The sequence below is a fragment of the Microbacterium sp. 1.5R genome, from assembly GCF_007667425.1.
In the GTDB taxonomy this organism is placed as follows: Bacteria; Actinomycetota; Actinomycetes; order Actinomycetales; family Microbacteriaceae; genus Microbacterium.
This window is the reverse complement of record NZ_VDRC01000002.1, coordinates 1-20271: the sequence shown is the minus strand read 5'-3', so window position 1 is coordinate 20271 and position 20271 is coordinate 1. Positions and strand designations below refer to the sequence as shown.

The following is a 20271-nucleotide window of genomic DNA, read 5'->3' as shown; positions in this document are numbered from 1 at the left end:
TCGATGAGAAGGTCCGCAAGCGCACCCACCCCCCGTGTGCGCTCGGAACCGAGAGAACCCGAGGACGCCGAATGGGCCGACCGACGCAGAGCGGCATGCTTGCGGCTCGTTGTACTGCCAGCGTACGGACGGCGGTGGATCGGCGCTCGTCCGGCCTCCGCCATTGACGTGGACCTTCACGGCTGATAGGCGTCGGCGCAGCGCCGCCGCTCGCTACGCTCGAAGAATGCTCGACACACTCACCGGATTCGCCGTCGTGGGTGTCGCGATCGCCCTCGGATGGGTGATCGGGCGCATCGACCTGCTCGGACCGCACGCACGGCACGTGCTCGGTCGACTCATCTTCTTCGTCCTCTCCCCCTTCCTCCTGTTCACCGTCCTGGCTCAGGCCGACGCGACGATGCTGTTCTCGTCTCTCCTGCCGGTCTCGGCGATCGCCGCGGTCGCGATCTTCGGTGTGTATGCCCTCGTCGCCCGGCTGTGGTGGCGACGACCGGTCGGCGAGACCTTGATCGGCGCCCTCGCCGCGGGGCAGGTCAACTCGAACAACATCGGCATCCCGCTCTCCCTCTATCTGCTCGGCAGCGCCGCCTATCCGGCGCCGGTCGTGCTCATGCAACTGCTCGTCTTCACACCGGTGTCGCTCTCGATCCTCGATGCGGTGACGAGCGACTCCGTGTCGTTCCTGAAGACGCTGCGCCGCACGGCCACGAATCCGATCATCATCGGGTCGGTGCTCGGCACCCTGGTCTCGGTGTTCGACGTCTCCCTGCCGCCGATCGTGATGGAGCCGGCGCAGCTCATCGCCGATGCAGCGGTGCCCGTGCTGCTCATCAGCTACGGCATCTCGCTGCACGGCCAGCGCGTGCTGGGCGCACGAGGCCACCGCCGCGACGTGATCCTCGCCACGGTGCTGAAGCTTCTCGCCATGCCGGTGATCGCCTGGGTCGTCGCCGAGTTCGTCTTCGCCCTTTCGGCGCACGAGGTGCTGATCGTCGTGATCCTTGCTGCGCTGCCGACCGCACAGAACGTCTTCAACTACTCCCAGCGGTACGACATCGGCGAGTCGATCTCGCGAGACACGGTCTTCCTGACGACGGTCGGATGCCTGCCCGTGCTCGTGCTCGTCATGGCACTGCTCGGGTGACCGCGGCGCCGACGCCGGGAACGACCGCGTCGTAGGTTTGTGACGTGGACTCCCCGATCCTCCTCTTCGCCTCGGTCGCGGTGATCATCGTGCTCGCGCTGCTGCTGCCGCGGTGGATCCGCCGGTCGTCCGAGGCGCGCGGCGTCCTGGCGGGTCGGAGGTTCGAGGAGGAGCAGCTGCGCTCGATCCTCGACGCGCTCGGCACGACCGTCGAGCTGCAGACGGAGCCAGATACCGCCCGCAGACTCGTCGACGCAGCCGCGGGGCAGGAGCCCCGCAAATTCACGATCCTCGGCGACGGGGTCTACGGCATCCGCTTCCTGGAGGCGGATGACGCGATCGCGCGACTCGTTCCGACCGCCCGCGGTGCCCGCCTGCAGATCGTGGAGTTCCGCGAGTATCTCGGCCGCCCCAACACCGCCGGGTTCTGGACCGACCTGCGCACCGCCGTGACCGAGGCGGCGTCCGCACGCGGCATCGCGCACGAGACGCCTGCGGCCACCTCGTTGTTCGACCGCGACGACGGCCACCGGCCCACGTGGCGACTGCACGTCTGAGGCCGGGGAATCGGATGCCCGGATTCGGGCCGACGCAACTAGGCTGTGCTGTGTCGTCGATGCGCCCGCTCGGCCCTCGGCATCCGACATCTCGCCACCTCACACGCCGCCACCCTGTGACATGCGCCAGAAAGGCTGACCATGAGTGACTCCTCTCAGAACGACCGCACCCCCGACTTCTTCGACAGCCTCATCGAAGACGCCCCCCGCGAGCAGACCGGTGGATTCACCGCGTCCTTCCGCGGCTACGACAAGGCGGAGGTGGATGCCGCGCTCAGCGCGCTGCGCAACCAGCTGCAGCAGGCGAAGGCCGATCTCGCCGACGCCGAGGCCCGCCACGAAGACACCGTCGAATCGGTGAAGGACGAGGAGCGCATCGCCCGCGAAGCGCTCGAGGCAGAGCTCGCCGCCACGAAGGCGCAGGCCGCCGATGCCGAGCAGCAGATCACCACGCTCACGAACGAGCTGGTCGACGCTCCGCGCGCTGAAGGCGTCGAGGCCCCGTCGCGCGAGCAGTTCGAGGCGATCCTGCGGGTCGCCGAGGAGCAGGCCACCGTGCTCATCCAGAACGCGGCCGTGCAGGCGGATCGGCTCATGGCCGCCGCGCGGGAGGACGTCGCCACGCAGCGGGCCGACGCCGACGCAGACGTGGCCCGCATCATCGCGCAGGCCCAGCACGACGCCGATCAGGTGCGCCTGAAGATCGACACCGAGTACACCGCCCACCAGGCGACGCTCGAGCGCGAGGCGGCGCACGCCGCCGAGAAGGTGCACCAGGCGTCGCAGGAGGCGACCGCCATCCGCACCGAGGCCGAGAAGGGCGCGGCGGCTCTACGGTCGCTCGTGACGCGCGAGACCACCCAGCTGCGAACGGATGCCGAGCGCGAGGTCCGAGAGATGAACGCCAGGGTGCTGGAGTTCGAAGAGACCCTGACCCGTCGTCAGGACGACGCGCAGCAGGAGTTCCTCGTGCTGCACAACCAGGCCGTCTCGCACGCCGAGCGCATCACGACCGACGCCAACGAGCAGGTCACGGCCTCGCTCGAGCACGCCCAGCGCATCTCCGCGAAGGCCGACGACTACGAGCGCCTGATGCGGTCGCAGGCGCAGACCATCGAGGCCGACGCCCAGGTGCGCGCCCGCGACACCCTCGACAGGGCGCGTGTGAAGTCGCAGAAGATCGTCGACTCCGTGACGCAGCACACCTCCTCGGTGCTGCGCGACGCCGAGGACCACGCCCGTCAGCTGCGGTGGCAGCAGCAGCAGCTCGCCAGCTTCATGGCCGAGGTGCGCGAGCTCATCCGCCCCGACGGCATCTTCAGCGAGGAGCAGAAGGCGGCGCTCCCGACGTCGGCTGTCGTGTCCGATGATGCCGATGCCGACGTCGATACCGACGTCGACGGCGGGTCCACCGACGCCGAGCAGGCTGACGATGCGGAGCAGGTCGAGGAGTTCCGCGGCGACGAGGCGCTCGACGACGAGAACCTCGACGAGGACGACGCGACGATCGACGGCAAGATCACCATCGAGGTCGTCTCGGCGGACGACAAGCCGTCGCGCTGACGAACCGACCCTGACAGGGGGCGTGGGCGCAATGCCGCTCATGCCCCCTGTCGTCTCTCCCGCACACCCGGCGGACGTCCGGCTTCCACTCAGCCGCGCACACAGGCAGTCTGGAGCCATGACAGAGAGCGTGATCGAGGTCGCGGACCTCCGGAAGTCCTACGGGGGCTTCACTGCCGTCGACGGCATCAGCTTCGACATCCGCCGAGGCGAGACATTCGCGCTCCTCGGCCCGAACGGCGCCGGCAAGTCCACCACCATCGAGATCCTCGAGGGCTACCGGCACCGCACCTCAGGCGACGTGCGCGTGCTCGGTGTCGACCCACAACGCGGCGGACTCGAGTGGAAGGCGCGTCTCGGCATCGTCCTGCAGTCCTCCGGCGAAGCGGGCAACTTCACCGTACGCGAGCTGCTGACCGAGTTCGCCGGATACTACCCCCATCCGCGGCCGGTCGACGAGGTGATCGCCGCCGTCGGACTCGAGCAGAAGCAGCGGGCGCGGGCGGGGCGCCTCTCGGGTGGCCAGCAGCGTCGACTCGACGTCGCCCTCGGCATCATCGGACGCCCGGAGCTCCTGTTCCTCGACGAGCCGACGACCGGCTTCGACCCAGAGGCCCGTCGCCAGTTCTGGGACCTCATCCGCTCGCTGAAGGCGGAGGGGACGAGCATCCTGCTCACCACGCACTACCTCGATGAAGCCGCGCAGCTGGGCGATAGAGCAGCCGTCATCGCGAACGGACGCATCGCCGACATCGGGGCGATCGACGAGATCGGCGGGGCGGAGGCACGCGTGCCCGTCGTGCGGTGGATCGACGGCACGGGAACGCGCAGGGCGGAGCGCACGCACGCACCGGGAGCCCTCGTGACCGAACTGCAGGCGCGCGGGGGCGAGCCCCGCGACCTCGAAGTCGTGCGACCCACACTCGAGGACGTCTACCTCGATCTCATCCGAGAGCACGGCGCCGCAGACGACCGATCGCTCCTCGACGTCACGGAGCAGGCATGAGCACCGCCACGGCATCCCCCCGCTTCGGCGTCGCACGCACCGTGCGGCTCGGAATCCGGCGCATCGGCTTCGAGCTCCGGCAGTACTTCCGGGCGAGCGACCAGGTGTTCTTCACCTTCCTCTTCCCCACCGTGATGTACCTCATCTTCGCGACGATCTTCACCGGCGACATCGGGAAGGGGCCCGACACGGTGAGCATGGCCACCTATTATCTGCCCGGGCTCATCGCCGGGGGCATCTTCCTGTCGGGCGTGCAGGGCCTGTCGATCGAGATCGCCATCGAGAAGAGCGACGGCACGCTGAAGCGACTCGGCAGCACCCCCCTCTCACCCGTCACGTACTTCATCGGCAAGCTGGGCGAGGTCACCGTCACCGCCGTCCTGCAGATCGGGCTGCTGCTGATCGTCGCGGTGGTGCTGTACGACGTCGACCTGCCGACGGATGCCGAGCACTGGGCGCGCTTCGCCTGGGTGTTCGCGCTCGGTCTGCTGACCTGCGCCCTGTTGGGCATCGCGCTCTCGTCCGTCCCGCGTTCGGGGAAGACGGCGGCGGCGGTGGTGATCCCCGTCGTGCTGCTGCTGCAGTTCATCTCGGGCGTCTACATCGCGTTCACGTCGCTGCCGGAGTGGCTGCAGAACGTCGCGTCGGCATTCCCGTTGAAGTGGATCGCTCAGGGGATGCGGTCCGCCATACTCCCCGACTCGTTCAAGGCCGTCGAGCCGGCCGGCGAATGGCAGCTCGGAGCCGTCGCACTCGCCCTTGTCATCTGGCTCGTCGTCGGACTCGTCCTGAGTCGCGCGACGTTCCGCTGGATCCGCCGCAACGGCTGACCCAGCGGATCGGAGGTCGCTAGGCGCGGCCGAACTGCGACGCGGCCGGGCAGTCGAACGGGTCGCGAGCAGCGAGACCCACCCGGTTGAGGTAGCCGATCACGATGGCGTACGAGCGTCCGAGGCTGGTCTCGGTGTAGTCGACGTCGTTCGCCTTGCAGTAATCGCGCACGATCTCGCGCGCCTTCGAGAGGTGCGGGCGCGGCATGCTGGGGAACAGGTGGTGCTCGACCTGGTGGTTGAGTCCGCCCATGAGCCAGGTCACCCAGCGACCACCGCGGATGTTCCGCGAGGTGCGGACCTGCTTCGAGAAGAAGTCGAGCCGAGCGTTCGGGTCGATGATGGGCATGCCCTTGTGGTTCGGGGCGAAGGACGCACCCATGTACACGCCGAAGACCGCGAGCTGCACGCCCATGAAGGCGAACGCCATGCCGAGCGGCAGCAGCAGGAACACCGGTACGAGCACCACGGCGAAGCGCACGGCGATGAGCGCGAGCTCGGTCCAGCGGCCCTTGACCTTGCCGCGCGACGTCAGGTGCCTGATGCCGAGGTAATGGAGGTTCAGGCCCTCGAGGGTCAGCAGGGGGAAGAACAGCCACCCCTGCTTGCGGGTGATCATGCGGACGAGGCCCCGCGACTTCGCGGCATCCGTCTCGAGGAACGAGATCGTGTCGACCTCGATGTCGGGGTCCTTGCCCACCTGGTTCGGGTTGCCGTGGTGGCGCGTGTGCTTCGAGTCCCACCAGGCATAGCTGATGCCGACGACACCCGCAGCGAGGATCCGCGCGAGGCGGAAGTTCGCCGGCCCCGAAGACAGGATCTGTCGGTGCGCTGCCTCATGTGCGAGGAACGCCACCTGCGTCAGGATGACGCCGAGCGCGGCGGCGATCAGCAGCTGGAACCAGCTGTCGCCGAGCAGGATGAATCCGGTGATCGCCCCGCCGAGGGCGACCGCGACTCCGGCCGCCACGAGCCCGTAGAACCACGGCGTGCGCTGCAGGAGACCCGTCTCCTTGACGACCTGCGACACCTGCTTGTAGGCGTGCGCCATCGGCGGGAACTCGGCGTTGCCCGAGTAGGTCTGACGGATCGGTCCGAGGGTGGCGGTCGTGTCTGCCTGTACGAAAGCGATGATGCTCTCCTGACGATCGGAAGCCCTTGAGCTGAGGAAGCCAAGGGCGGATGCCGATCGCTGTCCTCAGGCTAACCCGGGCCGCATGCGGCGGTCGGCATACGACGGGCTTTCCCAGGTCACTGCCAGACCGCCTCTCAGCGCACCGTCAGAAGGCGGTCAGGCCCGGGCGCGGCGAGGCCGGCGACGCAGCACCCGTGGCAGGGCGAACGGGAACGTCAGCGCCCGCCGCTGAGGCAGATTGACGCGCTCGAGAGCGTGTCGGGCCGCGTCGAGCGAATCGAAGGCGCCGAGCTCGAGGCCGCGGTGATCGTGGGTGACGTGCGCGGAGCCGTCGAACTCGACGAACCCGGCGAACTCGCCGCCGCGGGTGGCGACGTGCACGTCGGTGTCTGCCTGTTTCCAGGTCAGCGGATCGGAGGAGGACGAGATGGTGGTACTGCTCATGGTGATACTCATTGCTGTGGGGCGGGCGCGCGTGGGCGCTCCGCGAGTCGTGCGATCGAGGGCGGAGTGCGCGCGCGTCGATGTGCGTGGTCCGTGATGGCCCTGATCAGTGGCTCCGCGGCGGCCCAGAGGGTGGCCATGTCACACGGTGCGTCCTCAGTCTAGCAGACGGGATCACCTCGCCGGGGATTCGCCTCCGCCGTTCGGTCCCCCGGAGCCGCCGCCGGGCCCTCCCGACGGCGCTGATCCGCCGCTCGGTGTCGTCGTGGTGTCGATCGAGACGACGAGTGAGGCGGTGTAACCGCCATCCATGTCTCCGGTGACGGATCCGAGCTGCAGCGCCGCAGAGTCGTCGCCGAAGACGTTGTCGCTGGCGAGAGTCGTCCGCGCGAGGTTCTGCGCGGAGCCGTCGTATCGCGCATCCGCGTAGACCGTGGCGCAGGCGTCCTCCGGCAGCGCCATCTGCGAGGTCGCGATGGCGTTGGCGGAGTCCGTGATCGACCCGACGTCGGGAAACACCTCGAAGTGTATGTGCGGCCAGCGGCCCGAGTAGCACCCGGGAAAGATCGACGAGAACGACACCCACCCGTCGGCATCCGTCACCTGGACTCCGCGCAGGTAGTCGACGTCCTCCAGACCCGACGAGTACATCGAGTACTCGCCCTGCGCTGTGCAGTGCCACGCGTAGACCGCAGCGCCCGCGAAGGGGACGCCGCCCTTGGCGCGGTCGAGGATCTGGAATCGAACGGTCAGCGGGATACCGTCTGCCGTCGCCGATCCGTCGGTCGCCGACCTGATGTCCTGCCTCACGATGCCCGACGCCTCGAGGACGTCCGGGCCGTTCGACCCGTCGCCCGGATACGGCCCGGCCGTCTCGTCGGGGATCTCACCGTCGGCTGTGGCCGTCACGCCACTCGACCCGGCCGTGGCCGAGGGCGAAGGCGAAGGCGTGGCGGAAGTACCGGATGCGGGGGCGCAGGCGGCGAGGATGACTGCGCCGACGCCGAGGCCGGCGAGACCGAGCACGCCTCGTCGGCTGACGAGGGTGCGCAGATCGAAGGCGGCGCCCTGATCGACGACCTCCTCGTCGACGCGGTCGAGGAGTCGCCCCTCGTACGCGGGGCCGTCGGGCGTCTGGACGGGTTCGGGGATGCGGGCCATGCTCGTGCTCCTCGTTCAGGATCGGGTCGTCGGTCGGACCAGACTCGCGGAGGAGTCCATCAGAACGCGTTGATGCCGCTATGCAGAACCTATGACTCCCGATCCGCGTCGCCGCGGTTCATCCACACGCGTGAAATATCTTCCGATCGGTCGCCCCATCCGCTAGAGTGATCGAAGTCTGCAGTACCTGCTGTACGCATGCACCGTGTGGGACGGTGCAAGCACTCCCGTGATGTGGGATCACGGTTCGCGGCAGGACCCGAGGGGTCGGGTCATGCAGACGATGCTGGGGGCGTGGGGTCCCTGGTCTGGGGAACACTGGGGAAGACATGTCGCACTGGGGAATTCTGCGTACATACACGGCTCACGAGGCCTCGGCATGACTTCCGTCGAGGATGCGCTGAGCATCACTCGCACGGGTTCGGTCTTCGCGCCGATCGCCGCCCCTCGGGCCACCAAGTCGGTCACGCACACGGTGGTCACACCGCGCGTGTCCGCGACGTTGGAGCGACGCCGCCTGTGGGAGCGGCGTTATCGGATGCGCCTGCGGATCACGGATGCCGGGGTCATCCTGTTCGCGGTCGGTGTCACCGCAGCGGTGCAGTACGTCGCCGGGGTCGCAGGGGAAGAGGCCCTGCGCAACGGCGCGCTGCTCGTGCTCGCGTGGTACCTCTCGCTGTCCGCGCTCAACACTCGTGCCGCCGCGATCTTCGGATCGGGTGCGACCGAGTACCGCCGTGTCGCACACGCCGCAGGCTTCGCCTTCGGCATCACAGCGATCATCGGCGTCCTGCTGGAGTGGGAAGGACTGCAACCGCTGTTCTACATCGCACTCCCGGTCGGAGCCCTCGGGCTGCTGTTCGCACGCTGGGGATGGCGTCGGTGGCTGGTGCGCCAGCGACTGAGCGGCAGCTACGCATCACGCACCCTCGTGGTGGGCGCGACCGAAGATGTCGAGTATGTGATCCATTCCCTCCGGAAGGGCGGAGAGAACGGTTACCACGTCGTGGGGACGACGTTGTTCGATCGCAGCATCGACTCCCTCACGCTCGGGGAGAGCACCTACCCGAACGTGGGCAACCTCCACACCGTCGCTGGGGCGGCGGTGGAACTCGGGGCGGACACCATCATCGTGGCGAGCCGCCCCGAGGGTGAGGCCGACTTCGTCAAGCGTCTCGGCTGGCAGCTCGAAGGCACTGCCGCCGAGCTCGTGCTCTCGAGTCGCCTCGCCGACGTCGCGGGCCCGCGGGTCTCGCTCCGCCAGGTCGACGGCCTGCCGCTGATCCAGGTGAAGATCCCGACCTACGAGGGAGGTGTCCACGTGCTCAAGCGCGCCCTCGACATCCTCGTAGCCTCCGTCGCGCTGATCCCGATCGCCCTGATCACGCCCGTGCTCGCGCTGCTGATCCTGATCGACTCCCCCGGCTCGCTCTTCTTCTTCCAGGAGCGCGTCGGGCGCGACGGCCGCACGTTCAAGATGGTCAAGTTCCGCTCGATGAAGACCGATGCCGAGCAGCAGCTCGCCGCCCTGAAGGAGCAGAACGAGGGCTCCGGACTCCTCTTCAAGATGAAGGACGACCCCCGCGTGACGCGTGTCGGCCGCATCCTCCGCAAGCTCTCGCTCGATGAGCTGCCCCAATTCTGGAACGTCCTCGTCGGGGACATGAGCGTGGTGGGTCCGCGTCCGCCGCTGCCGAGCGAGGTCACCGCCTACGACGGCACGGTCTACCGCCGCCTGTACATCAAGCCGGGAATCACCGGTCTCTGGCAGGTCTCCGGCCGGAGCGACCTCTCGTGGGACGAGAGCGTGCGCCTCGATCTGCGCTATGTCGAGAACTGGTCGGTCATGGACGACCTGCGGATCATGTGGCGCACGGCCAAGGTCATGGTGCAGCCCAGCGGGGCATACTGATCTCATGAGCAAGGGGAAAGCCCTCACCATCGCGATGGTGGGGACGAGGGGGGTGCCCGCTGCGTACGGCGGGTTCGAGACGGCCATCGAAGAGGTCGGCCGACGTCTCGCCGATCGGGGCCACGACGTCGTCGTGTACACCCGCGGATCCGCGCGACGCGAGAAGTCGTATCTCGGCATGCGCGTCGTCCACCTGCCCGCCATCCCCGTCAAGCAGATCGAGACCCTCAGCCATACCGGCCTCTCAGTACTGCACCTGATGACCCGTCGGCGACCGCACGCGACCTTCGTCTTCAATGCCGCGAACTCTCCCTTCCTGCCGATCCTCAGAGCCCGAGGTGCGAAGGTGGCCCTGCACATGGACGGCCTCGAATGGCGGCGGTCGAAGTGGGGACCCCGCGGACGCGCGTACTACCGCCGCGCAGAGGAGTTCGGGGTGCGCACCGCCGACGCCCTGATCGCGGACGCACCCGGCATCGCCGACTACTACAGCCACCAGTTCGGTGTTCCGACCGAGCTCATCCGCTACGGCGCGCCGATCCTCGATGGCCTGCCCGCGCGCGGGGTGCGGGAGCTCGACCTCGAACCCGACGGCTATCATCTCGTCGTCGCGAGGTTCGAACCCGAGAACCACGTCCGCGAGATCGTGCGGGGTTACAGCGACAGCGCCGCGACCCTGCCCCTCGTCGTCGTCGGCTCAGCGCCCTACAGCGCCGAGTACACGCAGGAGATCGAGAGGATCGCGGACGCCGACGACCGCATCCGTCTCGTCGGCGGGGTGTTCGACCAGGAGCTTCTCGACGCCCTCTACGCCAATGCGCTCACCTACGTCCACGGCCATTCCGTCGGCGGCACGAACCCGTCTCTGCTGCGCGCGATGGGGGCCGCCACCGCCGTCATCGGCTACGACGTGCCGTTCAACCGCGAGGTGCTCGACGACGAGGGCTGGCTGTTCACCACGCCGTCCGACGTCGCCGACCGCATCCTGGCCGCCGAGGCCGACCGAGGCGGCACCGCCGAGCGGGGCCGCCGTCACCGCGAGCGCGCACGCGAATCCTTCCGGTGGGACGACGTCGCCGACGCCTATGAGGACCTCGCTCGCCGGATCGCCTCGGGCTACACCGTGCATCGCGCAGCGCGCCGCGCACGGCGTCGGTCGGAGGAGTGGTGACCGACCCGCGCGTCGTGCTCGTCGTCCACCCCGGCGCCGAGATGTTCGGCTCCGACCGGATGCTGCTGGAGAGCGTGATCGGTCTCGTGCAGAGCGGTGCGCGCGTCGTGGTGGCGCTCCCGAGCCGCGGAGCGCTCGACGTCGAGCTGCGCCGGGCGGGCGCCGAGGTCGTCGTCATCCCCATGCTCGTGCTGCGCAAGGTGCTGCTCACTCCGCGGGGTCTGCCTCGACTGCTTCGCGACACCGTCCGCGGGGCAGTGGCGGCGTGGCGTCTGCTCTCCCGCCTCCGGCCGGAGGCCGTCTACGTCTCCACCATCATCATTCCGCAGTGGCCACTGCTCGCGAGGCTCCGCGGTGCCCGGGTCGTGAGCCACGTGCACGAGGCCGAGGCATCCGGCAACCGGGCAGTCAACGCGGCCCTGTACTCCCCGCACCTGGTCTCGCACCACACCCTCGTGAACAGCGCGTTCGCTCTGGACACGATCCGCGCATCCCTGCCCGCGCTCGCACAGCGAGCGACCGTGGTGTACAACGGCGTCGCATCCCCCGACTCCCCTCCCCCGCCCCGCGAGGAACTGGAGGGCCCCGTGCGCGTGCTCTTCATCGGCCGCCTGTCGCCACGGAAGGGGCCGGACGTGGTGATCGACGCCGCCGGGGCGCTCGCCCGTCGAGGACGCCCCGTGGCGGTGACTCTCCTGGGGGCGGTGTTCCCTGGCTACGAGTGGTTCGAAGACGAACTGCGTCGCCGAGCCGCAGACTCGGGCATCGACGTCTCCTTCGCCGGCTTCCATCAGAGCGTCTGGCCCTTCCTCGCCGACGCCGACGTCCTGGCCGTCCCGTCGCGGGTGGATGAACCGTTCGGCAACACCGCCGTCGAGGGGATCCTCGCCAGGCGACCGGTCATCGCCAGCGACAGCAGCGGTCTTCGCGAGGCCGCCGGCGGATATCCGACCGCGCGGCTGGTCACCGCGAACGACCCCGACGCACTCGCCGACGCTCTCGACGACATCGTCGACAACTGGTCCGACGTGCGCTCCCTGGTCGACGACTCGCGTCTGATCGGCGAGAGCAGGCATGCCCCGGAGTCCTATCGGGCGACCGTGAGCCGGCACGTGCTCGAGACCCGGTGAGCTCCTGCGCGACGCGTCAGGCCGAGGCGGTCAGCCTCGCGATCGACGCGCCCCAGCGCCGGGCCGCGTCATCGATCGTGTCGAAGACCCGTCCGTGCCGCGCGCGGCTCGTGTGGGCGTCGGGGATGTCGAACCCGATCCCGCCGGAGCGCAGGTTCCACCAGCGCCCCGGCTCCGGCGGTTCCACCCGCCCCCGCTGCGCGTTCATCGTCTCGGCGAGCGCGCCGACCTCGAGCGCGACTCCTCTGATCCCTCGCGCGACAGCGTGCTCCGCCAACGCTGCCGCCTCGAGGAGCGTGAAGCTGCGGGCGCGTGCGTCCGGGCGCATCAGCGCGACCGCGCCGCGCTCAGCCGCGGTCGCGGCGAGGATGAGCTCCGCCTGCTCCACGTCGTCGGCGGTCATGCGCGATGAGCGGTGCGCGGAGGCGAGGTCGTCCCACCCGGGCTCACCGGCCAGGCGTGCACGCATCGTGTGGCAGACGGCCACGTTGCCCCGAGCGCTGACGCCGGCCGACGCGAGCACGGGCGGCACGACGAATCCCGCGGACTGCAGCTGCCGGGACGCGAGGTACGCGATGACGGGCGAACGGCACACGTTCGCCGCACAGACGGCGAGCACCGACTCGTGCCGCATACACTCTCCTCACACCCCTGTGGCTCTAGGCTATACAGGGCACCTGCGTGCCCGCTTCACGTCGTGGGCCGCTGTGGGAGGCGGATCACTGCGCGAGACCGGCGACTGGATACGGTTCGGGGGAGAACGATGGATCTGAAGGACTATCTGACGGCGTTGCGCGACAGGTGGTATCTGCTCGTCGCCGCCACCGTGATCGGCGCCGTCGCCGGGGTCGCCTACGCGACCGTGCAGCCCGACCAGTACGAGGCGACCACGAGCGCCTACGTCTCGTCCCAGCGCGGAGACACGGTCAGCGAGCTGGTGCAGGGGTCCCAGTACACGCAGGGCCTGATGCAGTCGTATGCCAACCTCGCGACCACGCCCGCCGTGCTGCAGCCAGTCATCGACGACCTTCGCCTCGACACGACCGTCGACGACCTCGCGAAGAAGATCTCGGCCGAGGTCGAGTTGAACACCGTCATCGTCACGCTGACCGTCGTCAGCGAAGACCCCGCCGACGCTCAGACGACGGCGAAGGCCGTGATGGATTCGCTCACGGAGGTCGTGAGCGGCCTCTCTCCGAAGGATGCCGATCAGAATCCTTCGATCGAGCTCACCACGGTGACGCCGCCGAGCCAGCCGGACTCCCCCTTCGCGCCGAACACCCGGCTGATCGCCGTCACCGGCGCCATGCTCGGGCTCGTGCTCGCCGTCGTCTACGCCATCCTCAAGCAGCTGCTCGACACCAGGATCCGCACGGAGGAGGATGCCGAGCGATCGGCCCGCATCCCGTTCCTCGGCCGCGTTCCTCGCCCGGGCGGGGCGCGGAAGACTCTGCGGACGTCCATCAGCGCCCAGTGGGATGCCTCCGGTTCGACGCGTGAGGCGTACCGACGCCTCGCCGCGAGCCTCGACTTCGCCGACATCGACGGCGACCTGCGAATGGTGGTGGTCTCCTCGGCCTTCGCCGGCGAGGGAAAGACGACGACCGCCGTCAACCTGACTCTCGCCCTGGCCGAGCGCCGCCCCCGCGTGCTGCTCATCGATGCCGACCTGCGACGGCCCCGAGTGGCCGAGGCGTGCGGTCTCGACGGCTCTGTCGGCCTGACGACGGCTCTCACCCATCAGGCGTCGCTCGCCGACTCGATCCAGACCTGGGGCACGCGCAACATCGATGTCCTGACCAGCGGCCTGCGCCCGCCGAACCCGACCGAGGTCGTGAGCTCGGCGGCGATGCAGGACCTCCTGCGCGAGGTCCGCGACCACTACGACTTCGTGGTCGTCGACTCCGCCCCCGTCCTCCCCGTCAGCGACACCCTCACCCTGGCCAGGGCCAGCGGGGCGAGCCTGCTGGTCGGCCGCTACAAGGTCACGCGTCGTCAGTCGCTGCGCCGAGCGGTCGACACCCTGACCGGTGCCGGTGCCCGCGTCATCGGATTCGTGCTCAACGCCGTGCCGCCCGAGCACTCCTCGTCGAGCTACTACGAAGACGCCGAGGTCATCGAGCCGGCAGCACCCAGCGACTCCAGCACCAGCCCAAGCACCAGCTCCAGCTCCAGCTCCAGCACCAGCTCCGGCTCCGGCACCAGCGCCGGCTCCGGCACCAGCTCCGGCACCAGCTCCGGCTCCGGCTCCAGCACCGGCTCCAGCACCGAAGAAACGCAGACCGGCGCTGTTCAGCCGGAGGTCGAAGCGGAGAAGCCTACGCAGCGGCACGGGCAGACACCGAAGAAGTCGTCGAAGAAGCCCCCGCGAAAGCCGCGCCGGCCCGACGCCCCGTAAGACCAGGCAGTCGACCGATACGGGCCTGCGCCTCCCGGGGGCGCAGGCCCGTATCGTCACTCCGTCAGCGATCGGAGCGTGTAGTCGAAGTCGCCCCCGTGCATGCGGTGATGGTGGTCCGCGGCCATCAGAGCGACGGCATCCAATGCAACCCGCGGGGTGAGCACTCGACCGTCGACCTCCGCGGCGGCGGCGAGGAGCTCCCACTCCTCGCCGAGGCGACCCGAGAGCAGTGCCGCCCGCAGCTCGGCGTCCCGCACGGCCAGAGACAGCGCGTCGAAGAAGAACGGCGCCTCGCGAGCATCCTCGAAGTCGATGGGCGCCCACGCGTCGGGCCCCTCTCCGATCGCGTTCTCGGGGGTCAGGTCTCCGTGCGAGATCACCCACGGCACCGGTCCGAGCGTCGCATCGGCGTCGCGGACCTCGTGCCAGCGGGCTGCCGACGTCATCGCCGCGAGGCGGTCCGGAGCGTCGACGAACGACCGTCGATGCTCGACCTCAGGCAGGCGCTCGGCTGTCGCCCGCAGCATCCGCCGCAGCAGCTCGATGCGCGCCGCAGCCGACCATGCCGAGGCGGGGCTCCCCGCGACGTGCTGCTCGACGAGCGTGAGGCCGTCGTCGCTCAGTCGCCACCGGACGGACCGGTAGACGTCGTCCAGCGCGACCCGCCGCTCACGGTACTCCGCCGGGAGGGGCGAGCGTCGCAGGTGCGTGACGGTCGTGTGCCGGCGGTCGAAACCGACGAGGCCGCCGTCTTTCGTCAGGAGTATGCGGACGGGGCGATCGTCGGCAAGGTCGTCGACCGTCGGGGCGATCGTCGTCACACGCGGAGGCACGACGAGTCTGCGCACGTCGAGCACCGAGCGCTTGATGCCGCGGCGCGGATCGAGGCGTCGAAGCGCCGAGACGAGCAGTCCCTCGGTCGTGAGGGCAGCCGTGCGGGTGTCGAGGAGACGCCACGTTCCGGGCGCCAATGCCGCGCTGTGTTCGACGAGGGACCGGGCCAGCGCTTCCTTACCCGCGCGCTCCCGCGCCACCCCGCCGCTCATCGCGAGGCCCGGCCGAGCGCGCGGCGGATGAACGAGACCACCGTCATGAGATCGGCGCGCGCCCGTCGTGAGATCAATGCGATGAGCACGAGGTACACCATGCTCGCGAGGACCGCGGCTAGCACCGTCGCGAGCGAGGTCCACCCGAGAAGGCTGATGAGGAAGGCGATGACACCGCACGGCACCGAGACGGTGAGCAGGATGCGGAGGATGTTGGCGATGAGCGGCCGCGCCGGGACGTCCGTGACGCGCGAGGCCCAGATCAGGGAGACGATCCAGTGCAGGGCGTAGGCGACCGTGCTGCCCACCGCGACGCCGAAGGCCCCCCACGGGAGCCCCGCGAGGATGATCGCGATCATGATCGGACGCACGACGAGGAACATCCGCAACTGCGCCCCGGTGTTCGCGGTGGCCAAGAACATCCAGTACGAGATCTGCGCGGTCGCTCGCAGCACGCCCCCGATCGCGAGGACGGCGAAGATCGGCGCCATCGGCGCCCACTTCGGGCCGAACAGCACGTCGACGATCGCCGGCGCCATGCCGCTCGCCAGTGCGAACAGCGTCGCGGTCGCGTACCCCCCGACGATCTGCGCCTTGAGGAGATAGGACGCGAAGCGCTCCTTCTGCTCGTGCACGCGCGACAGGACGGGCAGGGCGACCCGTGTCATGGGCGCGTTGATCTGGTTCAGCGGCGCCATGAGCAGCTGATAGGCGCGATCGTAGAATCCGAGCGGGCCGGCGCCCCACACGACGCCGATCGCGATGTTGTCGACGTTCTTCGTGCCGTAGGAGATGAGCTGCGTCACGAAGAGCGCGGCGCCGAAGCGCATGAACCGCCGGATCGACGTACGTCGCTTCGGCCACCCGGGGATCCATCGCGCGATCGCGACCGACAGCACCAGCAGGACGAGGGAGGACGACAGCTGCTGCACGACGAGCGCCCAGTAGCCGAAGCCCTGCAGAGCCAGCAGGATGCCGACGCCGAAGCCGACGGTCGGAGCGACGGCCTCGGTGACGGACAGACCGAGGAACCGCATCCGTCTGGTCAGGTCGGCCCGGTACTGCGTCACCATGCCGCTCAGCACGAAGCCGATGGCCATCACCACGACGATGGCCGGCACCTCGTCGCGCGAGTAGATGAGTCCCACCAGCGGTGCGGCGAGGGCGACGATCGCGGCGCATGCGGTGCCCAGAGCCGTGTTCACCCAGAACAGGTTGGTCCGCTCGTCCTTCGACACGTGCGCAGCCTGGATCGCGGCGCTGGAGAGGCCGAAATCGCGGAACAGCTCCGAGATCCCGATCACCGCGGCGACCATGGCGATCAGGCCGAAGTCGTCGGGGCTGAGCAGCCGCGCGAGGACGAAGATGGACACGAACTGGAGGACGGTCCGGTACAGCTGTCCGGCGAGCGTCACGCTCGCGCCGCGCGCGGCGGCATCCCCCAGAGTCGCGCGCTGAGAGCCCACTCCCCCACCCCCAGATTTCTCCCCGATGAGCCCGTAGACTCGTAGGGGTCAATACTACAGTCGAGGGGTCGACGAGGGGGGTCGCGGATGACGACGACGACGCCTCGATCGGCGCGCCGCGAACGGACGTTCTTCAGCGACGCCGAAGCAGCGCTCGCACTGCTGACGCTGTTCCTCATCGGGGCCCGGATCTTCCTGGGCTCGGGCGTGAGCATCGGCCAGATCCTCGCACTCGCCCTGCTCCCCCTCTGGCTGCCCCGCCTCGTCTCCAGCTGGACCGGGCTGTGGCTCGCGATCAGCGCCGCTTTCGCGACGATCTCGGGAATCTGGTTGACCGCGGTCGCGTCACAGGATCATGACTCCTCCACGAGCACGCTGATCGCCACGACCCTGCTCTTCCTCAGCGTGCCGATGATTGCGGGCATCGTGGTCTGGGCGCAGCGCTTCGTACCGCTGTGGGTGATCGGAGTCACGTTCGGACTCGGCATGGTGGCCGCCGCGGTGATGCGGCCCTCGACGTTCGCGGAGAATCCGTGGAAGTTCGCCGTCGGCCTCCCGATCGCCGTCATCGCGCTGTCGATCACCATGCGTCCGCACAAACGCCTGCCCGACATGCTGGCGCTCGCGGCGCTCGCCCTGGTCTCGGTCATCATGGACTCGCGCGCCTTCTTCGGCGTCTTCACGATCGTGCTGCTGCTGCTCGTGTGGCAGGCGATGCCGAGGATCTCGAACAAGCGGATGTCGGCGGCCAAGGTCCTCGTCTGGGCGGCGGCCATCGGGGTGACGGTCTACGTCATCGGCACGAGTCTGCTCGTCGAGGGCTATCTCGGTCAGGAGGCGCAGGCGCGCTCGGTGGAGCAGCAGGAACGAGCGGGCTCGGTCCTGGTGGGCGGTCGGCCGGAGCTGGCGGCCACGGCTGCGCTGTTCCTGCACCGACCTTTGGGATTCGGTGCGGGAACCATCGCCTCGCCGTCCGACATCCTCGTCGCCAAGTCCGGCATGCAGGTCATCAACTACGACCCGAACAACGGCTACGTCGAGAACTTCATGTTCGGACCGACCAAGTTCGAGCTGCACTCGATGACCGGCGACCTCTGGGCGTACTTCGGCTGGCCGGCCGTGATCTTCCTGGCCATCGCCGTGGTCGTGATGATCCGCCGGGTCGCCGTCGAGCTCGCCCGCGGCACGGCAACCGCCCTCCTCCTGTTCGCGGTGATCATCACCGCCTGGAACCTGTTCTTCAACCCGATCTACAGTTCGGCCCCGTTCTTCGGCCTGGCCCTTGGGCTCGCGCTGGCCGGGCCGCATCTGCGGTCGGAAGAGTCCACCTGGCGAGAGGCCGTATTCCGACGATGAGCTCGAGACGACTGCGGGTGATGATGTCGACGCCTGCCCTGCGGGCGACCACCAATCCCTACATCGTTCAGCTCGTGCACTCCGTCGGTCGTGAGGTCGACGTCAGCCTGTTCTCGTGGCGACGGGCGATCATCGGTCGCTACGACGTGCTCCACGTCCACTGGCCCGAGATCTTCACGTCGGCGTCGAGCACCCCGAAGCGCTGGGCGCGACGCCTGCTCGTCGCCGCACTGCAGTGCCGCCTCGCTCTCACCAGGACCGCTCTCGTGCGCACGGCGCACAATGAGCGCCCCCATGAGTCGACCACGTCGGTGGACGGGAGGATCCTGCGTCGGTGGGACCGCCTGACGACGCTGTGGATCGTGCTCAATGAGCGGACGACCACGGCATCTCCCGCGCCGACCGCATTCATTCCGCACGGGCACTACCGCGACCATTTCGCGTCGTTCGACCACCACGACCCGACCGCTGATCTCGTGAGCGTCGTCGGCCACATCCGCCCGTACAAGGGAGTGGAGGACCTGGTGGCTGCGGTGGCCGACGACCCGCACCCCGACGGCTTCCGGCTGCATGTGGCCGGCAAACCGGCCGATCCCTCCCTGCGGGCGCTTCTGCTGCACAGTGCCGGCGGCTCGTCGCGCATCGACCTCGAGCTCGACTTCATCGACGACGCTCGGATCGTCGAGGTGATCTCCTCGTCGGCGCTCGTCGTGCTGCCGTACCGGAACCTGCACAACTCCGGTGTCGCCCTGCTCGCGCTCTCCCTCGACCGGCCCGTGCTCGTGCCCGACAACGCCGTGACGCGCGATCTCCAGGCGGAGGTCGGAGCGGAGTGGGTGCATCTGCTGCGTGACGACGTCGAGCTCATCGGGGCCATCCGTGTCGCTCTCGCGCAGGGCATCCCCGCTGGGCGGCCGGATCTGAGCGCCCGTGAATGGCCGGTCACCGCCCACCAGCACGCCGACGCCTACCTCCGCGCACAGAGGATCCGCAGGGAGCGTCGCTGACGTTCCCTGCGGATCGGATGCTGTGATCCACCGCCTCGCCGCACTCGGCGGCGTGCGGCCTACGGGATGGCGACGACCTTGATGCTGCCGAACGTGACCGTGTAGGGGACGTTGGTGGTGCCGCTGCCGAGGTAGGCGGCGACTCCGACGTGTCCGGCGGTCTGCAGGGCGGCCGTGGCATCGGTCGTCGTGACCTGCCAGTCGGTCGGCTCCGCCGCGCCCGTCTTCCACACCTTCGCGCGGATCGTGGTCGGGTTCGCACCGAACGCCTGCACCCGCACCTGCAGCTCCTCACCGGCCGCGAGCGTGAGCCCGGCGACGTTCACCGCCGCGAGCGTCGTCGACGTGCGCTGCAACTGCAGCTGCACCGACCCGTTCGCCGCCACGACCACACGGGCACGGTAATCCTCCGCACCCACCCGCCGTGCGATGAAGGAGTTGTAGACCGAGCCGGCCACCGGCAATGCCGACAGCGACGTGGTCGCCGTGAGGTCGGCCGAGGTCGAGCTCACCGATGCGAGGTAGGCCGCACGGGTCGACCCTGCCCCGACGGCGATCTTGGCCGCAGCCCCGTCGACGGAGTACCCGGAGAGGGAGGTGGTGGAGTAGCTCCACGCGCCGCCCGTGGCCGCCGAGCCCCAGCCGTTCGCCGCGGTGCGGTCGAACTCGTCCGCGGCGATCGGCTGCGGCTGGGTCGGGTCGGGTGGCGTCGGGGCCGTCACCGTGACGTTCCGCGTCGTGGAGTTGCTGCCGCCGCGGTCGTCGGTGACGGTGAGGGTCACGGTGTAGGTGCCCGCCGCGCCATAGGTGTGCGTCGCCGTGGCCCCGGAGCCGTGGCCGCTGCCGTCTCCCCAGTTCCAGTCATACGACGCGATGGACCCATCCGAGTCCGTCGACCCCGACCCGTCCACCGACACACCCAGACCCGACACCGCCGAC

General features: G+C 69.1%; 18 protein-coding genes. 11 read left to right on the top strand and 7 right to left on the bottom strand.

Annotation, left to right across the window (positions count from 1 at the left end; genetic code table 11):
* The first annotated feature begins 226 nt into the window (after positions 1–226).
* The 5 genes from FSY98_RS10995 (at position 227) to FSY98_RS10975 (ending at position 5103) form a co-directional block, all read left to right on the top strand.
* The gene (locus tag FSY98_RS10995) at positions 227–1147 is read left to right on the top strand and encodes an AEC family transporter (RefSeq protein ID WP_144876734.1); all 921 of its coding nucleotides are present in this window, start codon (positions 227–229) and stop codon (positions 1145–1147) included.
* 44 nt (positions 1148–1191) lie between these two features.
* Positions 1192–1704, top strand: a complete 513-nt coding sequence (locus tag FSY98_RS10990; RefSeq protein WP_144876733.1) for a hypothetical protein — start codon at positions 1192–1194, stop codon at positions 1702–1704.
* 141 nt (positions 1705–1845) lie between these two features.
* Complete coding sequence (locus tag FSY98_RS10985) at positions 1846–3267, top strand: cell division initiation protein (protein WP_144876732.1); 1422 nt, start codon at positions 1846–1848, stop codon at positions 3265–3267.
* 118 nt (positions 3268–3385) lie between these two features.
* Positions 3386–4273 carry an ABC transporter ATP-binding protein gene (locus tag FSY98_RS10980; RefSeq protein WP_144876731.1) on the top strand — a complete coding sequence of 296 codons (888 nt, stop codon included), beginning with the start codon at positions 3386–3388 and terminating at the stop codon, positions 4271–4273.
* A complete protein-coding gene (locus FSY98_RS10975; protein ID WP_144876730.1) occupies positions 4270–5103 on the top strand; it encodes an ABC transporter permease in 834 nt (277 codons plus the stop codon). The genes FSY98_RS10980 and FSY98_RS10975 overlap by 4 nt, the downstream gene beginning before the upstream one ends.
* 19 nt (positions 5104–5122) lie before the next feature.
* Here FSY98_RS10975 and FSY98_RS10970 read toward each other — a convergent pair whose 3' ends face one another.
* The 3 genes from FSY98_RS10970 to FSY98_RS10960 form a co-directional block, all read right to left on the bottom strand.
* Positions 5123–6154 carry an acyl-CoA desaturase gene (locus tag FSY98_RS10970; RefSeq protein ID WP_186307654.1) on the bottom strand — a complete coding sequence of 344 codons (1032 nt, stop codon included), beginning with the start codon at positions 6152–6154 and terminating at the stop codon, positions 5123–5125.
* Positions 6155–6394: 240 nt separating this feature from the next.
* Entirely contained in the window at positions 6395–6682 is a 288-nt protein-coding gene (locus FSY98_RS10965; RefSeq protein WP_144876728.1) for a hypothetical protein, read from the bottom strand.
* A 174-nt stretch (positions 6683–6856) separates the two neighbouring features.
* Positions 6857–7843, bottom strand: a complete 987-nt coding sequence (locus FSY98_RS10960; RefSeq protein WP_144876727.1) for an intradiol ring-cleavage dioxygenase — start codon at positions 7841–7843, stop codon at positions 6857–6859.
* Positions 7844–8222: 379 nt separating this feature from the next.
* On the opposite strand from FSY98_RS10960, the gene FSY98_RS10955 reads away from it, so the two are divergent.
* The 3 genes from FSY98_RS10955 to FSY98_RS10945 are packed head-to-tail and all read left to right on the top strand — an operon-like array spanning position 8223 to position 12056.
* The gene (locus tag FSY98_RS10955) at positions 8223–9755 is read left to right on the top strand and encodes a sugar transferase (protein WP_144876726.1); all 1533 of its coding nucleotides are present in this window, start codon (positions 8223–8225) and stop codon (positions 9753–9755) included.
* Between the two features lie 4 nt (positions 9756–9759).
* The gene (locus FSY98_RS10950; protein WP_186307653.1) at positions 9760–10926 is read left to right on the top strand and encodes a DUF1972 domain-containing protein; all 1167 of its coding nucleotides are present in this window, start codon (positions 9760–9762) and stop codon (positions 10924–10926) included.
* The gene (locus FSY98_RS10945) at positions 10923–12056 is read left to right on the top strand and encodes a glycosyltransferase (protein WP_260857374.1); all 1134 of its coding nucleotides are present in this window, start codon (positions 10923–10925) and stop codon (positions 12054–12056) included. Before FSY98_RS10950 ends, FSY98_RS10945 begins: the two co-directional genes overlap by 4 nt.
* A gap of 16 nt (positions 12057–12072) precedes the next feature.
* Here the strand turns inward: FSY98_RS10945 and FSY98_RS10940 are convergent, their stop codons facing one another.
* Positions 12073–12690, bottom strand: a complete 618-nt coding sequence (locus FSY98_RS10940; protein WP_144876724.1) for a hypothetical protein — start codon at positions 12688–12690, stop codon at positions 12073–12075.
* A gap of 129 nt (positions 12691–12819) precedes the next feature.
* Between FSY98_RS10940 and FSY98_RS10935 the strand changes: the two genes are divergently transcribed.
* Entirely contained in the window at positions 12820–14454 is a 1635-nt protein-coding gene (locus tag FSY98_RS10935; protein WP_144876723.1) for a polysaccharide biosynthesis tyrosine autokinase, read from the top strand.
* A 56-nt stretch (positions 14455–14510) separates the two neighbouring features.
* Here the strand turns inward: FSY98_RS10935 and FSY98_RS10930 are convergent, their stop codons facing one another.
* Both FSY98_RS10930 and FSY98_RS10925 read right to left on the bottom strand, forming a co-directional pair.
* Positions 14511–15491: a hypothetical protein gene (locus tag FSY98_RS10930; protein WP_144876722.1), complete on the bottom strand. Its 981-nt coding sequence runs from the start codon at positions 15489–15491 to the stop codon at positions 14511–14513.
* A gap of 8 nt (positions 15492–15499) precedes the next feature.
* A complete protein-coding gene (locus FSY98_RS10925) occupies positions 15500–16969 on the bottom strand; it encodes a lipopolysaccharide biosynthesis protein (protein WP_186307652.1) in 1470 nt (489 codons plus the stop codon).
* A gap of 87 nt (positions 16970–17056) precedes the next feature.
* Here FSY98_RS10925 and FSY98_RS10920 point away from each other — a divergent pair, with 87 nt between their 5' ends.
* Positions 17057–18325, top strand: a complete 1269-nt coding sequence (locus tag FSY98_RS10920; RefSeq protein WP_144876720.1) for a hypothetical protein — start codon at positions 17057–17059, stop codon at positions 18323–18325.
* A complete protein-coding gene (locus tag FSY98_RS10915; RefSeq protein WP_144876719.1) occupies positions 18322–19332 on the top strand; it encodes a glycosyl transferase in 1011 nt (336 codons plus the stop codon). Before FSY98_RS10920 ends, FSY98_RS10915 begins: the two co-directional genes overlap by 4 nt.
* 59 nt (positions 19333–19391) lie before the next feature.
* Here the strand turns inward: FSY98_RS10915 and FSY98_RS10910 are convergent.
* Positions 19392–20271: PKD domain-containing protein (locus FSY98_RS10910; protein WP_144876718.1), on the bottom strand; the 880-nt coding region annotated here is incomplete at its 5' end.

Coding starts and splice junctions, on each gene's coding strand:
- FSY98_RS10995 (WP_144876734.1), top strand. CDS start 227: ATGCTCGACACACTCACCGGATTCGCCGTCGTGGGTGTCGCGATCGCC.
- FSY98_RS10985 (WP_144876732.1), top strand. CDS start 1,846: ATGAGTGACTCCTCTCAGAACGACCGCACCCCCGACTTCTTCGACAGC.
- FSY98_RS10980 (WP_144876731.1), top strand. CDS start 3,386: ATGACAGAGAGCGTGATCGAGGTCGCGGACCTCCGGAAGTCCTACGGG.
- FSY98_RS10975 (WP_144876730.1), top strand. CDS start 4,270: ATGAGCACCGCCACGGCATCCCCCCGCTTCGGCGTCGCACGCACCGTG.
- FSY98_RS10970 (WP_186307654.1), bottom strand. CDS start 6,154: ATGGCGCACGCCTACAAGCAGGTGTCGCAGGTCGTCAAGGAGACGGGT.
- FSY98_RS10965 (WP_144876728.1), bottom strand. CDS start 6,682: ATGAGCAGTACCACCATCTCGTCCTCCTCCGATCCGCTGACCTGGAAA.
- FSY98_RS10960 (WP_144876727.1), bottom strand. CDS start 7,843: ATGGCCCGCATCCCCGAACCCGTCCAGACGCCCGACGGCCCCGCGTAC.
- FSY98_RS10955 (WP_144876726.1), top strand. CDS start 8,223: ATGACTTCCGTCGAGGATGCGCTGAGCATCACTCGCACGGGTTCGGTC.
- FSY98_RS10950 (WP_186307653.1), top strand. CDS start 9,760: ATGAGCAAGGGGAAAGCCCTCACCATCGCGATGGTGGGGACGAGGGGG.
- FSY98_RS10940 (WP_144876724.1), bottom strand. CDS start 12,690: ATGCGGCACGAGTCGGTGCTCGCCGTCTGTGCGGCGAACGTGTGCCGT.
- FSY98_RS10935 (WP_144876723.1), top strand. CDS start 12,820: ATGGATCTGAAGGACTATCTGACGGCGTTGCGCGACAGGTGGTATCTG.
- FSY98_RS10920 (WP_144876720.1), top strand. CDS start 17,057: ATGACGACGACGACGCCTCGATCGGCGCGCCGCGAACGGACGTTCTTC.
- FSY98_RS10915 (WP_144876719.1), top strand. CDS start 18,322: ATGAGCTCGAGACGACTGCGGGTGATGATGTCGACGCCTGCCCTGCGG.